The organism is Microbacterium sp. SS28 (assembly GCF_022761035.1).
In the GTDB taxonomy this organism is placed as follows: Bacteria; Actinomycetota; Actinomycetes; order Actinomycetales; family Microbacteriaceae; genus Microbacterium.
The window spans coordinates 648,219-663,202 of record NZ_JAKWJP010000001.1 but is presented as its reverse complement, the minus strand read 5'-3'; the positions used below and the strand labels follow the sequence as shown (position 1 = coordinate 663,202).

The following is a 14,984-nucleotide window of genomic DNA, read 5'->3' as shown; positions in this document are numbered from 1 at the left end:
GAGGTGCTGCGACGGGCCGGCGGGTCAGGGATGCGGCGTCCCGCGCCGCACGCGACCTAGGAGGCGGCGCATGACCGGCGCAGCGCTCGACGCGCACATCGTCGTGCGTCGGCACGGGTTCGACCTGGACGCGCGCATCGCCGCCGTGCCCGGCGAGGTCGTCGCCGTCATGGGGCCGAGCGGCGCGGGGAAGTCGACGCTGCTCACGGCGATCGCAGGGCTCACGCGGCTTGACGGGGGAGCCGTGCGACTCGGCGAGAGCGTTGTCGCCGATGCCGCCACGGGCGTTCACGTGCCGCCCGATCGGCGCGGAGTCGTGCTTCTCGGCCAAGACCCGCGGCTCTTCCCGCATCTGAGCGCCCGCGAGAACGTCGCGTTCGGGCCACGCGCGAAAGGCGTCGACAAGGCGATCGCTCGGCGGGACGCCGACGAGTGGCTCGCACGCGTGGGGCTCGACGGCGCGGGGACGCGGCATCCCGATCGCCTCTCCGGCGGGCAGCAGCAGCGCGTCGCCCTCGCGCGGGCTCTCGCAGCCGATCCCCGAGTGCTCCTGCTCGACGAGCCGCTCACGTCTCTCGATGTCGAGACGGCGGCCGATGTCCGCGCGCTGCTGAGGGCTCAGCTCGACGCCGCGCGCGCGACGGCGGTCGTCGTCTCGCACGACGCGACCGATGCGTCGGCGCTCGCCGCGCGGCTCGTCGTCGTCGAAGGCGGGCGCATCGCGCAGGAGGGCGCTGTCGACGACGTGCTGGGCGCTCCCGCGACGCGTTTCATCGCGGCCGTCGCCGCGGCGCATCGGTTCGGCGGAACGCCCTAGGCTCGGGCGGTGACCCGCATTCGCCCCTTCCGCGCCGGTGACGAGCCGGCGCTCGCCGAGATCTGCCTCAAGACGGCGGATGCCGGTTCCGACGCGACCGGCGTGCTCGACGACGACGCCCTGTGGGCGGAGATCTTCGTGCTGCCGTATGCCGCGCGGCATCCCGAGTTCGTCTTCGTCGTCGAGACCGACGACGGCGGTGTCGCCGGCTACATCGCCGGGGTGCCCGACACGCGCGCCTTCGAGACCTGGTTCCGTGACGAGTGGTGGCCGGAGCGTGGCGTCCGCTGGCCCCGACCCGCCGTCGAGCGGACGCGGCAGGACGGCATCCTGATCTATGCCTATGGCCGGGGTCCCGGTGCCGAGCCGTATGGCGACGACTATCCGGCGCACCTGCACATCGACCTGCTGCCCGAGCTGCAGGGGCAGGGGTGGGGGCGCCGGCTCATCGACACGCTCTGCACAGCGTTGCGCGAGCACGGCGTGCCGGGGCTGCACCTCGTCGCGGACGCGAACAACACGGGGGCGCTCGCGTTCTATGAGCGCCTCGGCTTCACGCCGCTCCCGTCGCACGACGGCGTGCAGGCGTTCGGCCGCATGCTCTGACCCGAGGGCGCGCGTGTTGCGCGGGTCGCTCGCCCCCGTCAGACGATGCGGCCGCCGCGATCGAGCCGCACGACGCGATCGACGAGCCCGTCCGGCACCGCCACGTGCGAGATGAGCACGACGGACTGATCGTCGCCGACCGCCGACAGCAGATCGGTGAGCAGAGCATCGGATGCCTCGGGGTCGACGCCCGCCGTGGGCTCGTCGAGCACGAGCACGGGGAAGCCCCGCAGCAGCGCGCGTGCGAGCGCGATGCGCTGCGCCTGCCCGCCCGAGACGAGCACCCCGCGCTCGCCGACCCGCGCGCCGAGGCCGCCGCGGTCGGTGACCCAGCCGTGGAGGCCGACGCGGTCGAGCACCTCGAGCAGTTCGGCGTCGGTCGCGCTGTCGCGCGCGAAGAGGAGGTTCTGGCGGATGTCCTCATCGAAGAGCATGGGATGCTGCTCGCACAGGCCGACCGTGAGGCGCAGGTCGTCGCCGGCGATGTCGCCGACGGGTCGCCCTCCGATCGTGAACTCGCCGTGCGACTCGAGGAAGCGGACCAGCACGTGCGCGAGCGTCGTCTTGCCCGCTCCGCTCGAGCCGACCACGAGGACGCGCTCGCCGGGTCGGATGTCGAGGTCCACCGCTTGCAGCGCGGGGCCCGCAGCGGCGGGCCAGTGCGCCGAGACGCCGCGCAGCCGCACGCCATCACCCAGTGCGGGGCCCTCGCCCGTCGGGGCGATCGTCTCGGCGACGAGCCCGTCGGGAAGATCGGCGGGCAGTGCATCGGCGATGCGTCCGGCCGACGCGCGTACCTGGCGCCATGCCGAGGCCGCCATCGGCACCGCGGCGAACACCTCGAAGACCGCCATCGGCACGAGGACCGCGACAGCGAGCCAGGGCCCGGTGAGCGATCCGTCCGCGATTCCGGGCGCCGAGACGGCGATCGCCGCGATCGACGCGCCGCCCGCGAGCAGCGACACGATCGCCGTCGTGCCCGCCTGCGACATCGAACGGCGCGTCACAGCGCGGCGCAGGGCCGCGTCCGCGGCGTGCACCCGCGCCCGGCTCTCGGCCTCGGCGCCGTACGCGAGCAGCACGTCGAGGCTCGCGAAGTGGTCGAGGATCGCGTCGGCGAGATGCGCGCGCAGGGGAGCGACGGCGCGCTCGGCGCGTGAGCCCGACGCCCAGCCCCACAGCAGGGCCGTCGCGGCCGCGACGCCGAGGCACGCCAGGAGGGTGAGCGCGGCGGGCCACCAGACCAGGGCGACGAGCACGACGGCGCCGAGCGCGACGGTAGCCGACGCGAGAAGCGGCTGCACGACCCGCAGCGGCAGGTTCTGCAGATCGTCGACGTCGTCGACGAGTGCGCCCAGCACCGAGCCGCGGCGCGTGCGGGCGAGGCCGTCCGGGGCGAGCGGGATGAGCCGTCGCACAAGCGCCGTGCGCGTCGATGCGAGCTGCCGGAGCGCCGCATCGTGGCTCGTGAGGCGATCGGTGTAGCGGAACACCGCCCGCGTGATCGCGAACAGCCGCACGCCGACGACCGCCGCCGAGAGGTACATGACGAGCGGCTGCTCGCTCGCACGCACGATGAGCCACGCGCTCACCGCCAGGAGCGCGACGGCGGACGCCTCGGACAGGAAGGCGGATGCCGCACCCGGCCAGAACCGCCGCAGGGGAGGCATCGCGCCCCGCAGCACGGCGGCGGGGGATGCGGTCGGGCCCACGCGCCCGGAGGCTCCACCCGACGCGTCGGCGGCGAGTGGAGAGGGCGTGGGCACCGTCGCCGACTGCGGGGCGCTCATACCGTCACCTCGCTCGGCTCGAGGCGGATGACGGTGTCGGCGATCTCCCGCGCCGACGTGCGGTGCGAGACGAGCAGGACCGTCGCGCCGTCGTCGGCGAGCGAGCGCACGGAGCGCCAAAGCCGCGCCTCGGTCGCCGGGTCGAGCGCCGAGCTCGGCTCGTCGAGCGCGATGACCCGGGCGAGCCCGCGCAGGTGCCGATGGAACGCCCGGGCCACGGCGACGCGCTGAGCCTGGCCGCCCGAGAGACCGGCACCCTGCACGCCGAGCTCGGCGCGGGGGTCGATGTCCTCTGCGCGGGCGAGCTTCAGCGCGCGCGTCACGATCTCGACGGATGACAGCGGGTCGCCGAGCGCGACGTTGTCCCGCACGCGGCCCGCGACGAGACCGGGCTGTTGACCCGCCCACGCGATCCACTGCCACGGAGCGAGGGAGCGGATGTCGCGGCCTCCGTACGCCGCGGAGCCCTCGAACCCGGCCGCGCCGCGCAGCGCCGCGAGCAGGCTCGATTTGCCGGAGCCGCTCGGACCTTCGATGAGCACGACGTCGCCTTCGCGTGCCACGAGGTCGACCGGGGGGAGCAAGCGCTCGCCGCGGCGGACGCGCACGCCCTCGAGGACGAGGGCCGAGTGCCCTCCGGAGGCCCCCGTGGGCGCTGAGCCTGCCGCAGCGTCGCCACGATGGGTCGACCCCTCGGCAGGCTCGGGGACCGTGGTCGGTGGGGGGACCGCACTTGGCGCGGGGACCGTCCGAGGCGCAGCCGCAGCCTCGAGCACGGCGAAGACGTCGCCCGTCGCGGCGACGCCCTCCGCGGCGGCGTGGAACTGCACGCCGACCTGACGCAGAGGCAGGTACGCCTCGGGTGCGAGCAGCAGGACGAACAGGCCCACCGTCAGTGCGATCGACCCGTCGAGCAGCCGGAAGCCGATCGAAACGGCCACGATCGCGACCGCGATCGACGCGAGGAACTCGAGCGCGAAGCCTGACAGGAACGAGACCCGCAGCACCTTCATCGTCTCGCGGCGGTACGTCTCGGTGACGGATTGGATGGATGCCGCGGCGCGGTGCTGGCGCCCGAACACCTTGAGCGTCGCGAGACCCTGGACGGTGTCGGCGAAGCGCGCCGCGAGGCGGTGCAGCGTGCGCCACTGGCGCTCCTGCACGGCGCGGGTCGCCATGCCGATCAGGATCATGAAGATCGGGATGAGGGGGAGTGTGAGGAGGACCGTGAGCCCCGAGAGCCAGTCCTGCCACCACATGACGGCGACGATGACCGGTGTCGCGATGACGGTCTGGACGAGCTGGGGCAAGTAGCGGCCGAAGTACGCCTCGAGGGCTGCGAGGCCGCGCCCCGCGATGACGGCGAGCTGGGCCGAATTGCGCTGCGCGAGCCACTCCGGACCGAGTGCGCCGACCGCCGCCAGGACATGGTCGCGCAGCTGCGCCTCGACGCGCGCCGCGGCGCGGGACGCCACAGTCTCGCGCGCCCAGATCAGCACGGCGCGCAGGGCCACGACGATCGCGAGCAGGCCGAGCGTCGCCGACAGGTCGGCCGCCGGCATCCCGTCCACCGCTCCGACGATCGCCCGCGTGAGCAGCCATGCGAACGCGATGATGACGAGCGTCTGACCCGTCGCGATCGCCGCGATCGCGACGAAGAACCAGCGCGATGCGCTCGCGTGCTTCAGCAGTCGCGGGTCGACAGGGGGCGTGCGCGTGCGTGCCGGGGGCCCTGGATCGGGTGACGCCGGAGGCCGTGCAGCGAGATCGTCCGTGTCAGTCATCCGGATTCGAGCCTATCGACCGCCGCCGCGCGTCGGCGGCAGACGGGTCAGTGCACGACCGCGGCCGCGCGCTCGATCCGGGTCCGCGAGACGCGCTTGCGGAAGATCCAGTACGTCCAGGCCTGGTACGCGAGCACGAGCGGAAGGAACACGAGCGCTGCCCAGCTCATGATCGTGAGCGTGTAGTCGGTGCTCGACGCGTTCTCGATCGTGAGGCTGTTGGCCGGATCGGTCGAGGACGGCATGACGAACGGGAACAGCGCGAACCACAGCCCGAGCACCGCCGCGACGATCGTGAAGGCGCCCAGGCCGAAGGCCCAGCCTTCGCGGTCCCGCGCGTTCGCGAGGACCGAGCCGATCAGCAGCACCGCCGCCACGGCCGAGCAGGCGACGACGAGCCACGCGAGCGGGCGGTCCTCGCCGAAGGCCAGGAGCACCGTCCACACGAGGAACGCCGCGGCCACGACGACGGTCAGGATGCCGCTGCGCCGCGCGAGGCGACGCGCGTCGTCGTGCACCTCGCCGTCCGTCTTGAGCGCGACGAAGTACACGCCGTGCGTGAAGAAGAGGAGGAGCGTCGTGAGCCCGCCGAGCAGGCCGTACGGGTTGAGGAGCGTCAGGAGCGAGCCCGTGAACTCCATGTTCTCGTCGATCGGCACGCCCTGAACGATGTTGGCGACAGCGACGCCCCACAGCAGCGCGGGCACCGCGGAGCCGACGACGATCATCGTGTCGAAGCCCTTCTTCCACTGCAGCGAATCGCGCTGGTGGCGGTACTCGAACGAGACGCCGCGCAGGATCAGCGCGAGGAGGATCAGCAGCAGTGCGAGGTAGAAGCCGCTGAAGAGCGTCGCATACCAGTGCGGGAATGCCGCGAAGAGGCAGGCGCCGGCGACGATGATCCACGTCTCGTTCAGGTCCCAGACGGGGCCGATCGTGTTGATGATCTGGCGGCGGCTGATGTCGTTCCTGCCGAGGAACGGCAGCGACATCCCGACTCCGAAGTCGAAGCCGTCCAGCACGAAGTAGCCGACGAAGAGGAAGCCGACGATGAAGAACCAGAGGTAGGCGAGATCCATGACCAGCTCCTAGTAGACCGTCGTCGGGGTGTCTTCGAGCGCGACCTCGCCCGGGTGGGGGTCGTCGGGACCCGGCAGCGGATCGGGGCCCTTGTGCGCCGTCTTCATGATCAGCCCGACCTCGACGACCGCGAGAGCGGCGTAGATGCCGGTGAACGCGATGAGTGAGATGAGCACGTTCCACCCGGGGACGCTCGGCGAGACGCCGTCCTCGGTGAGCATGAGTCCGAACACGATCCAGGGCTGACGGCCCATCTCGGTGAAGATCCAGCCGACGAGGATCGCGACGAGCGACGCGGGCCAGGCCCAGATCGCGAGGCGCCACGCCCACACGGGCACGTCGCGCTTGGCCTTCTTGCGAGTGAGCCACAGGCCGACGACCGCGGTGAGGGCGGCGACTCCGCCGAGGCCGATCATCCAGCGGAACGACCAGTACGTGATCCACAGGACGGGTGCGAAGTTGCCGTCCACCTGATCGGCGAACTGCGGGAACATCTCGTTCGTGTAGAGAGCGTTGAGGTCGTTGATGCCCTCGACGCAGCCGTCGAGCGAATGCGTCGACAGCAGCGCGAGCAGATACGGGATGCGGATCGAGAACAGCTCGCTCGTGCCGTCCGGGGTGCCGAGCGTGAAGATCGAGAACGAGGCGTCCGCGCCGCACGCGCTGTCGAACATCGCCTCGGCGGCGGCCATCTTCATGGGCTGCGTCGAGACCATCACGAGGCCGAGCTGGTCACCCGAGATCGCGACGCCCGCGAAGGCGACGATCATCCCCCACAGTCCGTAGCGCAGGGACGAGCGCATCATCTCGACGTTCTGCCCCCGCACGAGGTGCCAGGCCGAGATCGAGATGATGACGCCGGCCGTCATCATGAACGCCGCGAAGAGGGTGTGGGGGAGCGCCGCGAGGGCGACGGGATTCGTCAGCACCGCGAGGAAGTCGACCATCTCGGCGCGCGAATCGTCCGCGGCCATCTGGTAGCCGACCGGGTTCTGCATGAACGCGTTCGCCGCGAGGATGAAGTACGCCGAGAACCACGCGCCGATCGTCGCGATCCAGATGCTCGCGAGGTGCAGGCCCTTCGGAAGCTTGTCCCACCCGAAGATCCACAGGCCGATGAAGGTCGCCTCGAAGAAGAACGCCATGAGGCCCTCGAAGGCGAGCGGCGCCCCGAAGATGTCCCCGACGAACCGGCTGTAGGCCGACCAGTTCATGCCGAACTGGAACTCCTGCACGATGCCCGTGACGACGCCCATCGCAAAGTTGATGAGGAAGATCTTCCCGAAGAACCGGGTCAGATGCAGCCACTTGAGGCTGCCCGTGCGGAACCACGCCGTCTGGAAGATCGCGACGGTCAGGGCCATGCCGAGCGTCAGCGGCACGAAGAGGAAGTGGTACAGCGTCGTGAGGCCGAACTGCCAGCGGGCGAGCAGAAGGGGGTCGAGCCAGTCCATGCGGTCCTCCACCATCGCGTGCGGTTGCGGCCCACGGTACACAGGATGTTCCCAGGTTTCGAGGTGGTGGGCCGTGAATAACTCGACGTCGAGACAATATGGTCAGACCATACGGAACGTCATGGTGAGACTAGCCTGGAAGCGGCGAGGAGGTGCGCATGTCGGCGATTCCGGTGATGATCGGGATGCCGCGCCCGCGCGCCTCCGACGCCGAGGGTGCGGCATCCGATCTCCCCGGCGATCCCCTCGTCGACACGTACGGGCGCGTGCACCGCGACCTGCGCATCTCGCTGACCGACCGGTGCTCTCTCCGCTGCACGTACTGCATGCCCGAGCAGGGCAACGAGTGGCTCGCGCGGTCGAGCATCCTGACGCTCGACGAGATCGTCCGCATCGCATCGGTCGCGGCCGCCTCCGGCGTCACGACCTTCCGCCTCACGGGAGGCGAGCCGCTGCTGCGCGCCGACATCGTCGAGGTCGTCAGGCGCCTGAGCCGCATCCCCGGTCCGGATGGGCGGCCCGTCGAGCTCGCGATGACGACCAACGGCATCCGGCTGCCCGAGCTGCTCCCGGGGCTCGTCGAGGCGGGCCTGCGGCGCCTCAACATCTCGATCGACACGCTCCGGCGCGACCGGTTCCACGTGCTGACGCGCCGCGATCGGCTCGACGACGTGCTCGCGGGCATCGCCGCGGCCGCGGCATCCGGTCTGCGTCCTCTCAAGCTCAATGCCGTCGCGATGCGGGGCGTCAACGACGACGAGCTGACGGACCTCGCGCAGTTCGCGCTCGACCACGACGCCGAGCTGCGCTTCATCGAGCAGATGCCGCTCGACGCCGGCCACACGTGGGACCGTGCGCGCATGGTGACGCGTGACGAGATCCTCGACGCGCTCGCGCAGCGCTGGATGCTGACCCCCGTGCCGGAACGCGGGGGAGCGCCGGCGGAGCGCTGGATGATCGACGGCGGCCCGCGCACGGTCGGGGTCATCGCCTCGGTGACGGCGCCCTTCTGCGGCGACTGCGACCGGCTGCGCCTGACCGCCGACGGTCAGCTGCGAAACTGCCTCTTCTCGACGACTGAATACGACCTGCTCCCGCTGCTGCGGGGTCAGGCCGGCGATGCCGAGATCGACGGGATGCTGCGCTCCTGCGTGCGGGGCAAGCTCCCGGGGCACGCCATCAACGACCCCGGGTTCCTGCAGCCGGCACGCGGCATGAACGCCATCGGCGGCTGAGACGGCTCAGCGGCGCGAGAGCAGCACGACGCACTGCGACGGATCGCACGACGCGCGCATGCCGCCGATCGAGAGCGGCCCACCGGCCTCGGTCAGGACGCTCTGCATGATCCCGAGGTGCGCGGCGCACAGCGCCTCGCGATGGGGAGCCTGTGCCGCCGCGTTCTTGCACGGCGAGAGATCCACCGTGAGCTCGACCTCGTCGACGATGGGATCGAACCCGCCCGAGACGAGGTCGTCGGTCAGGGCGTCGAGCTGGTGCAGGGCATCCGCCGGCAGCTCGCCCGACTCGGCCCACGGCATGACGCGCCGCATGAGGTCGCCGCGATGAGCAGCCTCGCGCGCCTTGCGCCGTGCGACGGGGCTCGACACGGCACCCGTCCCGGCCGCGCTGTACAGCACCCGCGGCCGCCCGCGCGTCGTGCGGTGCTCGGTCTCGGACACGATGTAGCCGCCTTCTTTGAGGCGGTGCAGGTGCTCGCGCACCGTGTTGGCGTGCAGACCCGTCGCGGCGCACAGTTCCGCGATCGTGCGCTTGGCCCGCAGCTGCAGCAACCCGAGCAGCTGGACCCTCGAATAGCTCGAGATCGCGCTGTATGCCGGTGCCGTCATAACCCCATTATCGCATGGTCAGACCACACGCGGGCTGAGAGCCGCGGACGGGTCAGAGGACCGCGAGCTGGCCGACGATCAGGATCGCGATGACGAAGAGCGCGATGATCGCGCCGACGATCGCGAGCGTCCTGCCCGAGAGCTTGGCGACCGCGAAGCCGACGAGGAACGGGAGCGCGACGAGCAGTGCCGTGACGAGCCACCAGAAGAGCTGGTAGTGGTCCGCGTTCGACAGCCAGCCGCTGAACAGCTGCTGCGTGTTGGGGTGCGTCGCGAACGAGAACGACGCCGACAGCGGGACGGCGATGAACGCTGCGACGATGATGCCTGACAGGAAGCCCCACAGGGCGGATTTGCTGCCGAGTTCGTAGTCGTCTTCCTCGACGGCAGGGCGAGTGCTCTTGGTGGCCATGCCGATGACTCTAGCGCGGCGCGGGGATGTGCTCCGTCCGGTCAGTGCTGGTGGGCGGGGACGCGGGCATCCTCGCCGAGCTTGAAGGCGAGGCGTCCGTACGCGAAACCGCCGCCGGCGCGGATCGCGGTCGCGACCCATGCCGTCTCGGCGAGCTCGGCTTCGTTGGCGCCGGCCTGGACGGCCTTCTGCGAGTGGGCGTCGATGCAGTACACGCACTGCGTCGTGATGCCGACGGCGAGCGCGATGAGCTCGCGGTACTTCAACGGAATCTCGCGGCCTTCGGACGCGAATACGGCCGAGTCGAAGTCGACGAATGCCTTGAGGATGTCGGGCGTCTCGGCCTTGTAGACCCGCGTGTACGCGCGGTCGCCCCCGCGGTCGAAGAAATCGCTCATCGTGCTGCCTCTCACCCGCGCGCTGATCGGACCGCCGCGGGATTGCCACGCTAGCCCGGGGCGGCGCCCCGTCGGCCGCCGCGTTACGCGGCATGACGACTCTGTGACGCCGGGTGTCGCAGGACCGCGCGGGCCGCTCGGCACGCGCCTACCGTCGGAAACATGACGACCATCTCAGACCGCTTCGACGCCTCCTCCGTCTTCGAGGAATCCCTCGGTCGACCGCTCAAGGTCGTGGGCGTCTCCGGCTCGCTGCACGAGCCGAGCAAGACGACGGTGCTCGTGGAGTCCATCATCGCGGCCGTCGGGCGCCGCACGCCCATCGATGCGCAGGTCATCACGCTCACCCACCTCGGTCCGTCGCTCGCAGGCGCACTGAAGCGCGACGAGCTTCCGGCGGAGGTCGAGCAGGCGCTGCTCGACATCGAGGGCGCCGACCTGCTGATCGTCGCGAGCCCCGTGTACCGGGCCTCGTTCACGGGCCTCTTCAAGCACCTCTTCGACTTCGTCGACCAGTACGCCCTCGTCGGCCAGCCGGTCCTCCTCGCGGCAACGGGCGGGGGCGAGCGCCACGCGCTGATCATCGAGCACCAGCTGCGCCCCCTGTTCGGCTTCTTCCAGTCGCTCACGCTGCCGCTCGGCGTGTACGCGAGCGCGACCGACTTCGACGGCTACGTGCTGCGCGACGGCAGCGTGCAGCAGCGGATCGAGCAGGCGGTCAGTCGCGGACTGCCGCTCGTCGAGCAGGCGACGCGCCAGCGCGTCTCCGACTACGTCTCGACCTGGTAGCCGCCCGCCCCGGCTCTTGTCGCACTCCGCACGTTCCGCCGCTCAACTCTTGTGATCGGCGCACTATCGGCGCGGCATCCCGAATCGCTATCGTCGTGCCAAGGTCGCGCCCTGATGCGGGGGGCGACCTCTTGCATGAGGGGAATCGGGGAATGGTGGAGTGCACGACGTGCGGACGCGAGTATCCGTCGCCGCTCGAAGCGGCGCTGTGCGGCGACGGGGACAGCTGGGAGACGCAGGACCGCCTGAGCGGCGTCGTCTTCCGATCGATCGACTGATCGAGCACCCGGATCGGCGGCTCGCCCGTCGACCCGTCGACGCTAGCTGAACTGCTCGATCGCGAGCGTGAACGCGAGCAGCAGCAGCGAGGTGACCGAGATGGCGCCGATGAGCCATCGGAACGCGAGCGTGCGCGTGCGGATGTCGCGCACCGCGACGGCGCACCCGAGCATCGCCGTGTAGAAGGCGACGACGAGGACGATCCCCGTCACGGCGATCGGCGGGTTCAGGGTGAGCGTCGCGACGAACATCGCGACCGCGAGTGCGGCGAGCAGTCCGCCGGGTCCGAGCCAGTGCCGCCGGCGGCGCTCGTCGAGCACCGCGGCCGGGCTCGCGTCGCTCTGGGCGGGCCGGACGTCGATGTGGGCGATGGGGCTCATGAGGCCCTCCTCCCGGTCATCCGCTGATGCTGACGCTAGGGCAACGGATGCCGCGCGCGCCAGTCCCCTTGACGCGACGGCCCCCGTGGGCGTGGCCGGCTACGCGCTGACGAGCAGCGTGACGACCTCGCGGTGGCGCAGCAGGAAGCGCGGCTCGTCGAGCCGTCGGCGCCGCATCCAGCTGGTCACCTCGTCGTTGCACTTGCTCGCGTTGCACGAGCGGCACGCCGGAACGACGTTCTCGAGCGTGTACCGGCCGCCCCGCGAGATCGGCAGGACGCAGTCGCGCTGCAGCGGCGTGTCGGTCGCGCCGCAGTACGCGCAGGCCGACCACGCCGCTCGGATCGCCGACCACTGGTCGGGGGTGAGGTCGTTGTCGGCGGCCGCGACGCGACGCCGCCGCCGCACTGCGGCGCGAGCTCGACGCGTGGTGCCTGCCATGCGCACACGCTAGCCGTGGCGACGGCTCGGGCAGGCGCGCCGCGCGGGCATGCCCCGCGGCCGAGTCCCGGGCCGCAGAGGTCGGCGCCGCGGCGGAGTCGCGTGCCGCGGTGGCCTGCTCCGCGCCGCCGTCGCGCGCCACGATGGTCACGCCCGCGTGCTCTGCCAGCCGAGCGCGGGCGCCACGTGGGTCGCGAACGACTCCACGATGCGCAGGTTGAACTCCACGCCGAGCTGGCTGGGGATCGTCAGCATGAGGGTGTCGGCGCTCGCGATCGCGGCGTCCTCGAGGAGCTGCTCGACGAGCACGTCGGGCTCGGCCGCGTACGTATTGCCGAACGTCGAGCGCATTCCGTCGATGTAGCCGACGCCTTCGCCCTCGCCGCGTCCGCCGAAGTAAAGGTGGTCCTCGGCGGTCGTCAGCGGGAAGATCGACCGGCTCACCGAGACCCGCGGCTCGCCCGCGTGCCCCGCGTCGCGCCATGCGGCGCGGAACGCATCGATCTGCTCGGCCTGGAGGACGTCGAACGGCAGGCCGCGGTCCTCCGTCAGGAGCGTCGACGACATGAGATTGACGCCCGCGCGCCCGGCCCACTCCGCGGAGTCGCGATTGCCGGCGCCCCACCACACACGAGAGCGCAGGCCGGGGGAGTGCGGCTCGACGCGCTGCAGGCCGGAGCCGCCGCCGAATGGACTCGAGGCGTCGCGCTCGGCGAGGCCCTCGCCCTCGATCGCGCGCAGGAAGGTCGCGAAGTGCTCGCGGGCGATGTCGGCGCCGCGCTCGTCCGTCGACCCCGTGTAGCCGAAGGCCTCGTAGCCGCGCACGACGGTCTCGGGTGAGCCGCGGCTCACGCCGAGCGCGAGCCGTCCAGCGCTGATCAGATCGACCGCGGCCGCCTCTTCGGCGAGATGCAGCGGATTCTCGTAGCGCATGTCGACCACGCCCGTGCCCATCTCGATGCGCTCCGTGCGGGCCGCGATGGCAGCCAGCAGCGGCATGGGCGAGGCCTGCTGCCGCGCGAAGTGGTGCACGCGGAAGTAGACGCCGTTCACGCCGAGGTCATCCATGCCCTGCGCGAGATCCATCGCCTGGAGCATCGAGTCCGCCGCCGTCAGCTGATGACCGCCGCCGAGTGGACCGTAGTGGCCGAACGAGAGGGTTCCGAAACGCTTCACGGCGAGTGCAACGGCGGGGCCGCGGCATCCATTCCGGTGAATACGGCGACGGGATGCCGCGTCCCGCGTCGCGCGACCCCATGCCGCCGGAGCCGCGTCGTGCCTACCATGGCTCAAGAGTGCGGTTCGAGGGGGGTGGCAGCGTGGAGGTCCGAGTCGCCGGTGTCGCGCTGGACGCGGCCGGTCAGCACGTCATCCTGCTCAAGCCCGTCGACGATCTCGAGGGATCGGGGTCGGTGCTGCCGATCTGGATCGGCCAGCAGGAGGCGACGTCGATCCTGATCGCGATCGAAGGGGCCGCGGTGCCCCGCCCGCTCGCGCACGACCTCATGCGCGGCATGATCGAGGCGGTCGGAGCGGCAGTCCGACGCGTCGAGGTCACACGCCTGGAGGACGGCACGTTCTACGCCGAGATCACCCTCGCGACGCCCGCGGGGGATCGCGCCGTCGACGCGCGCCCCTCGGACGCCATCGCGCTGGCCTCGCGGATGGGGGCTCCGATCTGGGTCGCCGACGCCGTCATGGCCGAGGCGGGTGTCGCCGACACGCTCATCGAGGAGGCGCCCGACGAGGGCGACGCGCAGTCCGACGTCGCCCCGGAGGACGTCGCGGAGAGCCTCGACGAGTTCAAGCGGTTCATCGACGACGTCGATCCCGAGGACTTCCGCTGACGCCGTCAGGCACGATCTTCGTCACGCCGGAATAGACCCCGCGCCGCGGGGTTGACCTGGGTATGACCCGCATCGGATCGAGCGACCTCGACATCTTCCCCCTCTCCCTCGGCGGCAACGTCTTCGGCTGGACCGCCGACCGCGACACGTCTTTCGCGATCCTCGATGAGTTCGTCGCGGGGGGCGGAGACTTCATCGACACGGCGGACTCGTACAGCGCGTGGGTGCCGGGCAACTCGGGAGGCGACAGCGAGCGCATCATCGGCGAGTGGCTCGCGTCGCGCCGCCCCGAGGGCGTCGTCGTCGCGACGAAGGTCAGCCAGCATCCCGAGTTCACGGGGCTCGCCGCTGCGAACGTGCGGGCGGCGGCGGAAGCGTCGCTCAAGAGGCTCGGCGTCCAGGCGATCGACCTCTACTACGCCCACTTCGACGACGAGCAGGTGCCCCTCGCCGAGACGGTCGCGGCCTTCGGCTCCCTAGTCTCGGACGGACTCGTTCGCCACGTCGCTGTCTCGAACTACAGCGCCGAGCGCATCCGCGAGTGGATCGGTCACGCCCAGGAGCAGGGCGTCGCCCTGCCCGTCGCGGTCCAGCCGCACTACAACCTCGTGCACCGCAACGACGTCGAGGAGAACATCGTCCCCGTCGCCGAGGAGTTCGGCCTCGGCCTCGTGCCCTATTTCGCGCTCGCGAAGGGCTTCCTGACGGGCAAATACTCGTCGACGAATGCCGCGGGCCAGCCCTCGCCGCGCGCGGGAGCGGCGGCGACCTACGCGACCGACCACGGGCTCGAGATCATCGCGGCCCTCGAGACGATCGGTCGCGCGCACGACGTGTCGATCGCCGCGACGGCTCTCGCGTGGCTACGCGCGCAGCCGGCTGTCGTCGCGCCCATCGCGAGCGCCTCGCGCGTCGAGCAGGTAGGGGACCTGCTCGACGGCGGCCGGGTCGAACTCACCACGGACGAGATCTCCGAGCTGACGCGCATCTCGACCTGGACCCCCGCCGCGGTCTGATCGGCAGAACAGCACAGGCGCGGCATCCTCTCCGATGACATCAT

Annotated in this window: 17 protein-coding genes; 7 read left to right on the top strand and 10 right to left on the bottom strand. The window is 71.2% G+C overall.

The genetic code is table 11. The features are described 5' to 3' along the window. Nucleotides 1-70 precede the first annotated feature (70 nt). Nucleotides 71-817 carry an ABC transporter ATP-binding protein gene (locus MJ607_RS03090; RefSeq protein ID WP_243074070.1) on the top strand — a complete coding sequence of 249 codons (747 nt, stop codon included), beginning with the start codon at nucleotides 71-73 and terminating at the stop codon, nucleotides 815-817. Between the two features lie 9 nt (nucleotides 818-826). After that, complete coding sequence (locus MJ607_RS03085) at nucleotides 827-1,423, top strand: GNAT family N-acetyltransferase (protein WP_243074069.1); 597 nt, start codon at nucleotides 827-829, stop codon at nucleotides 1,421-1,423. Nucleotides 1,424-1,461: 38 nt separating this feature from the next. Here MJ607_RS03085 and cydC read toward each other — a convergent pair whose 3' ends face one another. The 4 genes from cydC to MJ607_RS03065 all read right to left on the bottom strand — a co-directional run bounded on the left by cydC (nucleotide 1,462) and on the right by MJ607_RS03065 (nucleotide 7,531). Next, nucleotides 1,462-3,093 carry a thiol reductant ABC exporter subunit CydC gene (cydC, locus tag MJ607_RS03080; RefSeq protein WP_243074512.1) on the bottom strand — a complete coding sequence of 544 codons (1,632 nt, stop codon included), beginning with the start codon at nucleotides 3,091-3,093 and terminating at the stop codon, nucleotides 1,462-1,464. 116 nt (nucleotides 3,094-3,209) lie between these two features. Further along, a complete protein-coding gene (cydD, locus tag MJ607_RS03075; RefSeq protein ID WP_243074068.1) occupies nucleotides 3,210-4,997 on the bottom strand; it encodes a thiol reductant ABC exporter subunit CydD in 1,788 nt (595 codons plus the stop codon). Between the two features lie 47 nt (nucleotides 4,998-5,044). After that, entirely contained in the window at nucleotides 5,045-6,076 is a 1,032-nt protein-coding gene (cydB, locus tag MJ607_RS03070; protein ID WP_243074067.1) for a cytochrome d ubiquinol oxidase subunit II, read from the bottom strand. A 9-nt stretch (nucleotides 6,077-6,085) separates the two neighbouring features. Then, nucleotides 6,086-7,531 carry a cytochrome ubiquinol oxidase subunit I gene (locus tag MJ607_RS03065; protein WP_243074066.1) on the bottom strand — a complete coding sequence of 482 codons (1,446 nt, stop codon included), beginning with the start codon at nucleotides 7,529-7,531 and terminating at the stop codon, nucleotides 6,086-6,088. A 158-nt stretch (nucleotides 7,532-7,689) separates the two neighbouring features. Between MJ607_RS03065 and moaA the strand changes: the two genes are divergently transcribed. Then, nucleotides 7,690-8,766: a GTP 3',8-cyclase MoaA gene (gene moaA, locus MJ607_RS03060; RefSeq protein WP_374238019.1), complete on the top strand. Its 1,077-nt coding sequence runs from the start codon at nucleotides 7,690-7,692 to the stop codon at nucleotides 8,764-8,766. 6 nt (nucleotides 8,767-8,772) lie between these two features. Here the strand turns inward: moaA and MJ607_RS03055 are convergent, their stop codons facing one another. The 3 genes from MJ607_RS03055 to MJ607_RS03045 are packed head-to-tail and all read right to left on the bottom strand — an operon-like array spanning nucleotide 8,773 to nucleotide 10,188. Further along, nucleotides 8,773-9,378, bottom strand: a complete 606-nt coding sequence (locus tag MJ607_RS03055; RefSeq protein WP_243074065.1) for an ArsR family transcriptional regulator — start codon at nucleotides 9,376-9,378, stop codon at nucleotides 8,773-8,775. Nucleotides 9,379-9,430: 52 nt separating this feature from the next. Further along, nucleotides 9,431-9,790 carry a hypothetical protein gene (locus MJ607_RS03050; RefSeq protein ID WP_243074064.1) on the bottom strand — a complete coding sequence of 120 codons (360 nt, stop codon included), beginning with the start codon at nucleotides 9,788-9,790 and terminating at the stop codon, nucleotides 9,431-9,433. A gap of 41 nt (nucleotides 9,791-9,831) precedes the next feature. Next, nucleotides 9,832-10,188, bottom strand: coding sequence for a carboxymuconolactone decarboxylase family protein (locus MJ607_RS03045; RefSeq protein WP_243074063.1), 357 nt, complete (start codon nucleotides 10,186-10,188; stop codon nucleotides 9,832-9,834). A gap of 162 nt (nucleotides 10,189-10,350) precedes the next feature. Here MJ607_RS03045 and msuE point away from each other — a divergent pair, with 162 nt between their 5' ends. Further along, entirely contained in the window at nucleotides 10,351-10,977 is a 627-nt protein-coding gene (msuE, locus tag MJ607_RS03040; protein ID WP_243074062.1) for an FMN reductase, read from the top strand. Nucleotides 10,978-11,129: 152 nt separating this feature from the next. Further along, nucleotides 11,130-11,255: a hypothetical protein gene (locus tag MJ607_RS19865; RefSeq protein ID WP_279234284.1), complete on the top strand. Its 126-nt coding sequence runs from the start codon at nucleotides 11,130-11,132 to the stop codon at nucleotides 11,253-11,255. A gap of 42 nt (nucleotides 11,256-11,297) precedes the next feature. On the opposite strand, the gene MJ607_RS03035 is transcribed toward MJ607_RS19865, so the two are convergent. From MJ607_RS03035 to MJ607_RS03025, 3 genes are all read right to left on the bottom strand, one after another. After that, nucleotides 11,298-11,636, bottom strand: a complete 339-nt coding sequence (locus MJ607_RS03035; protein ID WP_243074061.1) for a hypothetical protein — start codon at nucleotides 11,634-11,636, stop codon at nucleotides 11,298-11,300. Nucleotides 11,637-11,735: 99 nt separating this feature from the next. Continuing rightward, nucleotides 11,736-12,077, bottom strand: a complete 342-nt coding sequence (locus tag MJ607_RS03030) for an HNH endonuclease (RefSeq protein ID WP_243074060.1) — start codon at nucleotides 12,075-12,077, stop codon at nucleotides 11,736-11,738. 147 nt (nucleotides 12,078-12,224) lie between these two features. Continuing rightward, nucleotides 12,225-13,253, bottom strand: a complete 1,029-nt coding sequence (locus MJ607_RS03025; RefSeq protein WP_243074059.1) for an LLM class flavin-dependent oxidoreductase — start codon at nucleotides 13,251-13,253, stop codon at nucleotides 12,225-12,227. A gap of 143 nt (nucleotides 13,254-13,396) precedes the next feature. Here MJ607_RS03025 and MJ607_RS03020 point away from each other — a divergent pair, with 143 nt between their 5' ends. Beyond that, complete coding sequence (locus MJ607_RS03020; RefSeq protein ID WP_243074058.1) at nucleotides 13,397-13,924, top strand: bifunctional nuclease family protein; 528 nt, start codon at nucleotides 13,397-13,399, stop codon at nucleotides 13,922-13,924. 62 nt (nucleotides 13,925-13,986) lie between these two features. Further along, entirely contained in the window at nucleotides 13,987-14,940 is a 954-nt protein-coding gene (locus MJ607_RS03015) for an aldo/keto reductase (RefSeq protein ID WP_243074057.1), read from the top strand. Nucleotides 14,941-14,984: the final 44 nt, after the last annotated feature.